Source organism: bacterium (assembly GCA_009926305.1).
In the GTDB taxonomy this organism is placed as follows: Bacteria; Bdellovibrionota_C; UBA2361; order UBA2361; family RFPC01; genus RFPC01.
In genome coordinates this window covers 1-8,611 of record RFPC01000091.1, presented here as the reverse complement: position 1 = coordinate 8,611, position 8,611 = coordinate 1, and the positions used below count along the sequence as shown (strand labels likewise).

General features: G+C 47.5%; 7 protein-coding genes and 2 tRNA genes. 5 read left to right on the top strand and 4 right to left on the bottom strand.

Going from position 1 to position 8,611, the window contains the following annotated elements:
* Positions 1-589: hypothetical protein (locus EBR25_11465; protein ID NBW41600.1), on the bottom strand; the 589-nt coding region annotated here is incomplete at its 3' end.
* Between the two features lie 246 nt (positions 590-835).
* Here EBR25_11465 and EBR25_11460 point away from each other — a divergent pair.
* From EBR25_11460 to EBR25_11445, 4 genes are all read left to right on the top strand, one after another.
* Positions 836-909: transfer RNA gene (locus EBR25_11460), tRNA-Met, on the top strand.
* Between the two features lie 99 nt (positions 910-1,008).
* Positions 1,009-2,121, top strand: a complete 1,113-nt coding sequence (ychF, locus tag EBR25_11455; protein ID NBW41599.1) for a redox-regulated ATPase YchF — start codon at positions 1,009-1,011, stop codon at positions 2,119-2,121.
* A gap of 291 nt (positions 2,122-2,412) precedes the next feature.
* Positions 2,413-2,485: transfer RNA gene (locus EBR25_11450), tRNA-Lys, on the top strand.
* Between the two features lie 485 nt (positions 2,486-2,970).
* Positions 2,971-4,326: a hypothetical protein gene (locus tag EBR25_11445; protein ID NBW41598.1), complete on the top strand. Its 1,356-nt coding sequence runs from the start codon at positions 2,971-2,973 to the stop codon at positions 4,324-4,326.
* 154 nt (positions 4,327-4,480) lie between these two features.
* Here the strand turns inward: EBR25_11445 and EBR25_11440 are convergent, their stop codons facing one another.
* Positions 4,481-4,669, bottom strand: a complete 189-nt coding sequence (locus tag EBR25_11440; GenBank protein ID NBW41597.1) for a hypothetical protein — start codon at positions 4,667-4,669, stop codon at positions 4,481-4,483.
* Between the two features lie 368 nt (positions 4,670-5,037).
* A complete protein-coding gene (locus EBR25_11435; GenBank protein ID NBW41596.1) occupies positions 5,038-5,997 on the bottom strand; it encodes a UPF0104 family protein in 960 nt (319 codons plus the stop codon).
* A gap of 48 nt (positions 5,998-6,045) precedes the next feature.
* Here EBR25_11435 and EBR25_11430 point away from each other — a divergent pair, with 48 nt between their 5' ends.
* Positions 6,046-7,404: a tRNA (N(6)-L-threonylcarbamoyladenosine(37)-C(2))-methylthiotransferase gene (locus tag EBR25_11430; GenBank protein ID NBW41595.1), complete on the top strand. Its 1,359-nt coding sequence runs from the start codon at positions 6,046-6,048 to the stop codon at positions 7,402-7,404.
* A 68-nt stretch (positions 7,405-7,472) separates the two neighbouring features.
* On the opposite strand, the gene EBR25_11425 is transcribed toward EBR25_11430, so the two are convergent.
* Positions 7,473-8,486 carry a rod shape-determining protein gene (locus tag EBR25_11425; GenBank protein NBW41594.1) on the bottom strand — a complete coding sequence of 338 codons (1,014 nt, stop codon included), beginning with the start codon at positions 8,484-8,486 and terminating at the stop codon, positions 7,473-7,475.
* Between the last annotated feature and the right edge of the window lie 125 nt (positions 8,487-8,611).

The window sequence follows — 8,611 nt, the reverse complement described above, 5'->3', positions numbered from 1 at the left end:
CGAGAGGGTCTACCGCATGACGTTTTCGAATTAAGTCGTAAAGTGCCAAATGCGAGGCATCTACCGAAGTGGCTAATTCACTACGTGCTCCCTCTTTTTCGGAACACCGTTCAATAACCGACTCCGTCTCTCCTTCCACATCTGCCGAAAACTCCTTCAGCTTCTCTTCTTCAGATAACAGATTTTCTTCCTCTGCCTTCACTAGAGCTTCAAGCTTTTCAATATCCTCTAGGGTCTCAATCAGCTTTTCTTCTTGCATGGCGAGTTGCTTCGCAGACGCCTCTATCTCTTTCTGTGCTGATTGCTGAACTTTATAGTTCGAGAACGTTGAGAGAACTTTCCTTCGCTCAACAAGCTTACTATTTTCTTCTTGAATTCGATTTTCTTCCTCTTGATATTTCTTCTTCTTTCCACTGAGCTCTACAGTTTTCTCTTCAAATCCTCGCCTCAACTTTTGACAGCTCTCCTCCTTCGCTCTTCTCTCTTCATCTAACTGCTTTTGACGCGCAAGAAGACGAGCAATACTAGAATCAAGTTCACTCAGTTGTATGAGTTTCGAAAGGGATGGGGAGGTGGTAGTGCCATTCATAGTCAGGAGACTACCCCACTTTAGCGCACTCTCCAATGAAGAACCTTTCCTCTCAGGAGAAAAATCCCAGAATCTGCCCTAATAGCCGGCATAAAATCGCTCTGGCTGGCCTGAACATGGGATTTTACCCTCTTTTTCACTGACGACTCGACCTGAAGCCAAAGTTTCGCTACATTCTATCAGCGGCGCGTTGTTCCCCGTTTAAGCCATGCTGAAGTGAGGACACGCGAGGGTTATTCACCTTTTGCCCCTGTAGCTCAGTTGGTCAGAGCAGTCGGCTCATAACCGATTGGTCGGAGGTTCAAGTCCTCCCGGGGGCACTCCATAAAATTTTCCAGAAAATGGGATTTCCCAGCTTTTTGAGAAAATTGAATTTCCCAGCCAGTAAACAAGGAATATATCCTTTTAAAGGAGTATGAGTGGGCTTCTCTTGCGGAATTGTTGGTCTTCCCAACGTTGGAAAAAGCACCATCTTTAGTGCCATCACTTCGGCAAAAGCAGCAGCAGAGAACTTCCCATTCTGCACTATCGAACCGAATACTGGTGCCGTGCCAGTGCCAGATGATCGGCTGGCAAAACTCGCGAACATGGCTCAGTCACAAAAGGTTATTCCCGCTCAAATAACCCTTGTAGATATAGCGGGTCTGATACGAGGAGCATCCCAGGGAGAAGGTCTTGGAAATCAATTTCTCGGTCATATTAGAGCCGTTGATGCAATAGTACAGGTAGTTCGAGCATTCAACGATGAGAACGTGATTCACGTCGATGGAGCGCCTGATCCGCTTAGAGATATTGAAACAATAGAGACGGAGTTACTGCTCGCTGATCTCGAATCCGTTCAGAAGCAAATTGAAAAGGTTCGCAAACTAGCGAAGTCCAACAACAAAGAAGCCAAATCTCTCCTTGATCTTTTTCAGAGTTTAGAAGAGCACTTAAACAACGGATTACCATCACGCAGCTTTATCCCCTCAGAAGAGAATGAGGAATTCCAGGCAGCCACAACCCTTCTGCTTACCTCAAAACCGACGCTCTATGTGGCAAATATCGATGAATCACAACTCGAAACCCTTAATGAGGGTGGCACACCAGAAAGCATAAAATTGATTCAGGAGTACGCTGAACGCCAAGGCTCGTCGGTTGTTCCTATCTGTGGAAAGCTCGAAGCTGAAATAGCAGAACTCCCAAAAGAGGAGCGAGCAGAGTATCTCCAATCCGTTGGTCTGGAGCGCTCAGGTTTTGACGGGCTTTTACAGTCAGGGTACCGACTGCTTGGACTCCTCACGTATTTCACTGTGGGGCCGAAAGAAGCGCGAGCATGGACGATTTCAGAGGGTACCGCAGCTCCACAGGCAGCGGGGAAGATTCACTCTGACTTCGAGCGCGGATTTATACGTGCTGAAGTCATCTCATATGATGACTATGTCATATGTAACGGAGAGAGTGGTGCCAGGGAAAAGGGCAAACTCCGTACAGAAGGGAAAGAATACATCATGAAAGATGGAGATGTCGTTCACTTTCGCTTTAACGTCTAATCAGAGGCATAAAGGCTCCCAAGCTTCCCCTCATCCGCATCTCAGTCTGACAAGCACATGGTAAGCAGTGAGAGGGTTATCATGGGCATATTAAAACTCAAGGTCGGCCGGACATATGAATCCTCCCCCTTCAGGGTGAGAATGCACTTTTCAAAGACGAAAGGTTGACACTCCAACCTCAAGAAGTAAGAATCCCCATCTCGGCGTTTCTTGCCGTTGCCACTATCCTAGTGTCTCGCGAGCGAGCTGCAAGGATGGAACGAACGAGAGAAGGTCGAGAAAACCCTGTATGGGCCGGTAGCTCAGTCGGTAGAGCAACTGACTTTTAATCAGTGGGTCGGCGGTTCGAACCCGCCCCGGCTCAAATTTCCCACTGTTCAAATTTCCCACTGTTCAAATTTCCCACTGTGCAAATTTCCCACTGTGCAAATTTCCCACTGTGCTGCGCTGAATGCTTTCTGCGTGGTCACTTTTATATACATTCTGCATACGTTTATATCCATATTCCCTCAGTATATCCTTACGCTCAGTATATCCTTACGCTCAGTATCCTGTAGTCCTGCCCTCCTGCACTCCTGTACTCTTGTCTCGTTATGGATTTCTGACTTGTCATCGGCCGTTCCGTGCGAGAAATATAATGGCCCTGTTCAATGAAGAGCCTCGTGTTGGCCCACCCCAACATCTTCTTTCTTTCTCCGGCAAACAAAGCATTCGAGCAATATTTTCATTATAAGAATTTGTTCTACAAATTCGTCTTTACTTTTCTCTTTCACCACCCAATTGTGCTAGCGTCAACCGTGCTGAGGAGGTCGGATACTCTCCGAGCTTCCAAATCTGGAGTGTGTTTTCGTGTATCAATTAGGACGTTTGTTACTCTTTCCTGCAGCGCATCTTCTTCTTGCAGCTTTCTTTTTCCTCGTTTCCTTCTCCTCCCAAATCAAAGCAGATCCTCCCGCCCCTGAAGATGTCTTAGTCAACGCAGAACAGGCTATCGGCACCCCCACTCTCGTCAGAAGCATTCCTTTTGATACAAGCTTCGGTAGCGAGCTTATCCGTTTCGGGGACCTGAATCACGACGGCGTCTGTGATCTCTTAGTCGTACGGCATAAGAAACAGAGGATAAAGCTTATTACCGCAATCACTCTTGATGGAGAGATTCTCTGGCAACGTGGCGCTGGAAATGATCATACGGGAATAATATTTTCAGACCTCGCAGTTCAAATCTTTGATATTAACCAAGATGGGAAAAATGAGATTATTGTTGTCGTCGGCTCCTCTCTCAGGATTCTCGCGGGAGACACGGGAGAAACACTCCAGAAAGTAAAAGTCCCGAAGGATGCTCGAGACTCAATTGCATTTGCAAAACTCCGTCGAGGGAAAAATCCATACGCGATTATCTTAAAAAATCGCTATTCAAAGTTTTGGGTATACTCTCCCCGTTTACGGCTTAAGTACGAGCGCTCTCTTCGGACTGGACACTATCCTGTAGAATTCGATCTTAACGGGGACGGCCGCGATGAGTTTCTGATGGGATATGTCCTCTTTAGACCAAATGGTCAACCTCTATGGAAAGCTGGCAGGATTAAACGTCATAACGATGCCGCTGATATTGAGGATGTCGATGGAGATGGCATTCCAGAGATCGCTATAGCGTCAAGTGGAGACAGCTACCTACTCGATAAAGATGGCAAAACACTGTGGAAACAGCCCCACCGACACTCTCAACATGCGGTCATCGCAGGGCTCCGTCCTGATTCAGGTGGTAATAAGCAAGTCGTCTTTGTTGAACGGCCAAAAGGAAACCTCTATACCTACGATAAAGATGGAGCCCTCTTGTGGAACATCCCTAAGCTCGGAAAGACGACTATGATTTCGGCTGTTTCAGGATGGAGCGATGCCGAGCAGCAAGACTTCCTCATAGCGTTTAGAATGGCGAATCACAATCCTGCTCTCCTCAATGGTGATGGAGAGGTTGTCGCTGAATTTCCTTTTCCATGGGCGGGAAGTCCCGAATCCGGCATGTCAAAACATTTCGTTCATCACTTCGACATTCTAGGCGACCATAGAGAAGAGATTATCATTCATAATCAAAATGGAGTTTGGGTATACGAAAACTCAGACCCTCCAACCCATACAATGGTAATACAAGAGGCAGCCCCCAATCGCCGAATGTATAACGCTACCTTCTATATCGGCAGTCAGTGACGCTGTCCTATGACAGAATATCTGCTGTCCTATGACAGTATCTCTGCTTCCTATGACAGTATCTCTGCTTCCTATGACAGTATTCCCCTGTCCTATGACAGTATTCCCCTGTCCTATGACAGTATTCCCTTTCGCTTGAGGAGTGTTAAGGCGCTTACTTACTAAAATCTCTTCCCATCACCGTCTTTCGCCCGCTTGACCGCGCAACTTCAACAGCTTGCCGACATTCTTCCACTACTCGCTCCGTGAGAACATCAATCGCACACTGACTCGTATTAAACTCACTAAGATCTCGAATTAACTTTTTTACTTTCGAGACAACCACTAAGGTATCGTAAGAGATATCACGAGATAGACTCGAAGGAATTTGACTTTTTGCTGGATTCGCAGCAGATGTTAGAGACACTACCGTACGCTGGGGAGAACGTTCTCCCACTTTCGCACCCCCACTTTTGGGGCTCGTTTGCTCTTCCGCCCAGGCACTCCTGTGACCAAAGACTGCACGGTGCTCATCCCAACACGGGACACTACAAAAGACTATCGACTTCCGCTCACTCTTACATCCGCTAACAGAACATCTATAGTAGGCCTGATTAAAGGCTATCGACTTCTTGCAGATTACACACTTTTTCCACGAATCCACGCTACAATTCCTCCCAGGCTAAAATCTTTGCCTTTTCATAGCTGACGAACACAGCTCACCCTTCTCTTTTACAGCGCAGTAGAAGAATTTCGCAAGGTATCAGAACGAAGAAGGGATATATTCAAGTCCTTCGATAGCAAGGCAACGGTACCCCCGACAGCACTAGAAATGGTAATTGCTAGCAGCCAAAGAGCACCCATCGCTACCGCTTGCTCTTGAGAAAGAAATGGATGTTGCTGCGTGAAAAAGAAGATGTATCCGGCCTCTCGTACTCCCACTCCATTCCAACTTATCGGAAGACTACCCAGGATATTAATAAATGGAACGGTTGTTAAAATATAAAGAAAGGGGATCGAGGCTCCAAGTGCATCCGCCATGAACCAGTGGAGGGAGATCTGCAAGAGATGAAAGAGAAGCGATAGCACGCTAACTCGAAAAAGTACCCTTGAGTCTCGAGACAGCATTCCAGTCAACTGAACCAGCTTCTTCCCAAGTTTCGATTCAACTGAAAAAATTCGACTTACTAAAAGCGGAGCAAGAATCCAGCCAGTTCCAACGCCAAGCCCGATAAAAATCAACATGGCAATCAGATAAGAATCCAAGAAGTCAGGTCGAAAAATTAGTGCCGAGAGACCGCCCACTCCTGCGAGCACTGCGAGTCCATGCGCTCGATCTGCTACCACAGAGGTTACACCGAGCGTCCGCGAGCCACCCTTCCCTGAAATCAACATCCCCCGGATGACATCTCCTCCGACCATTCCTAACCCAAAGCAGTTCATGAACATGCCGATAAAATATGCTTTCAGGGATTCCATCGTCGAAGTGATGATTCCTCCAGCTTGAGCGAGCATCCGCCACTTAATAGCACTTATCACCTGTCCTAGCAGATATCCCATTACAACAAGAAGAATGCTCCCTGCGGGGACCTGAAGCAGGCTCTGAAAACTTGCCTTCAGATCAACTGACTGAGCGATAACCGTGACAAGCGTCGCAGTTATGAGTAATTTGAGGGTGAGCTTCCAATTCATACCTTAAGAGCCTACGCTATTGCTCAACAGGTCTCAACGAAGTGACGTATGAAGAACAAATTATTACAAGAAAACAGCACCCTAACTCCACCGAGCAATAAGCCTCTCCTGGCAGGGCAGACCGTCTCATTCGAGACCTATGGATGCAGTGCCAACCACGCTGATACCCGCCTGATGGAGCACTATGCTGAGACCTCAGGACTACACCTCGTAACTGCCGAAAAAGACAGTGATGTTGTCGTCTTAAACACCTGTACCGTGAAAGGGCCCACTCAAACTGCGATAGAGAAGAGGATTCGTGAATTAGAGTCTATCGGCAAAACAGTTGTCGTTGCGGGATGCCTCTCTCAAGCTGACCCTCAAAACGAATTGTTTAAGAATAAATCGCTGATTGGACCCGACACCCTCGATTCGCTACCAGAGGCTATCTCAGGAAGTCTCCAGGGGTCCCCAATTCAGATCACGAAGAGAAAAAAATCACCTCTTCCTCTCGTAGTTCGAGATGAACCTCCGAGCTCACCCTTTATATTAAGCATCTCTCAGGGATGCCTGAGTTCATGTTCCTTCTGTATGACGAAACTTGCACGGGGCAATCTTCGTTCACATTCAATTCGTCATTTGAGGGACACTGCGCAGGAAGCGATCGCTCGTGGCCACCGTGAGATATATCTTACGTCACAAGACACATCTGCCTATGGAATAGACATTGGAGTTACGCTCGCCGATCTCCTCTCAGCACTTATCGAGATCAAAGGACGGTTTAAAATTCGGATTGGGATGGCGAACCCTCAACATTTTCATAAATTTGAGGATTCGTTATGGAAGCTTCTGGAATCTGAGAAGCTCTATCGTTTCCTCCATATTCCCCTGCAAAGTGGCAGCAATACCGTGCTTGACCATATGCGCAGGGAACATACTGCCGAAGATTACCTCTCACTTGTAACCAAAGGTCGTTCTTTTTTTCCAGATCTCACGATTGCAACAGATATCATTTGTGGATATCCGACTGAAACGGAAGAAGATCATCAAGCGACACAGTCCGCCTTGCTTCACAGTATGCCAGATGTCGTGAACATATCTCGATTTTGGCCACGCCCCAAAACGAGAGCAGCTGCCCTCACCCCGCTTTCTGGCTCACTGGTGAAAGCTCGCTCCTCTGAGACAACAAAACTCTTTCGTCGAATTAGTCGCTCAAGAAATCGCTTCTGGCTGGACACTCAGGGACAAATTCTTGTAACAGAAATCCAGCATGACACAGCGCGAGGTGGTAGAAGACTTATCGGAAGAAATAGTTCCTACAAACAGGTAATTGTTGTACCGAGCAGAGAGCAGACTTTTCCAGCGATTGGCGAATCGATATCCTGTACGATCAACGACTATGGGACGTTTGACCTACGGAGCTTCTAGGGAAGAGTTGCTACACCGCAAATACAATTGAGAATTACTTCTTATCTTTCAGAGTCGTAAAAGAAGACTTATTTACAGACCCCTTGATACGGCTCCAGGTTATCAAGCACCTTCCCCGCCCCCTCTACCACTGCTGCGAGGGGATCATCCGCCACGGCAACACTCACCTGAAGCTCCTCAGCGATATACCTATCGAGCCCTCTCAAGAGTGCCCCACCTCCCGCAAGCGCTATACCTGTAGACATAAGGTCTCCTGAAAGTTCTGGTGGCGTATTCTCAAGCGCTTGCCTAATGGCGGCCGTAATACTCGCAACTACCTCCATAATTGCCTCTCGAATTTCCCCTCCAGAGACTATCAATGATGCGGGGGCTCCGCTTGTCAGGCTCCTTCCGCGTACTTCCATCTCCTGCTCGTCATAGTCTGGATGCGCACATCCAATCGTTTTCTTAATGAGCTCGGCAGTTGCTTCTCCGATGAGGAGGTGATGTCGTCTTCTCATGTGATTAATAATAGCTTCATCCATTGCATCTCCGCCTTGCCGGACAGAAAGCGAATACACAATATCCAGAAAACTGATAACAGCGATATCAGTGGTCCCACCGCCGACATCTACAATAAGACTCGCAATTGCTTCCGTTACTGGAAGCCCACATCCAATAGCGGCTGCCATGGCTTCATCGATGAGCTTTACGTCTCTTGTCTGCTCAACGATCGACTCTCGAATAGCACGGTCCTCTACTTCAGTAATTCCACTCGGAACACCGACAATTACTCGTGGCTTAACAAGGGCACGCGACTGCTCACGAGCTACGTGCAAAAAGTGACTCAACATCATCTTTGCGACTTCAAAATCAGCTATTACTCCAGTCCTTACCGGACGAATCACCTCCACTCCCTGCGGGGTTCTTCCGAGCATGACTTTCGCTTCAGCTCCAAATGCCAGGGGACGTTTGCGTTGACCATCGCGAGTAACCGCAACTATCGACGGTTCATTAAGAACTATCCCCTTGCCTTTTTCATACATCAGGGTATTAGCCGTACCGAGGTCAATTGCAAGATCGCGGGCTACGAGTCGAAACATGAAACGAATTCCTCATTGAGGGGTTGAACTACGAACCAGTGGCATACGGGCAAGAAACAATGCCCAGCAGACCACGGAGTATCCTTTTGTAATAGTTCGGAATTCTATCAATTGCAAGTGTTCGC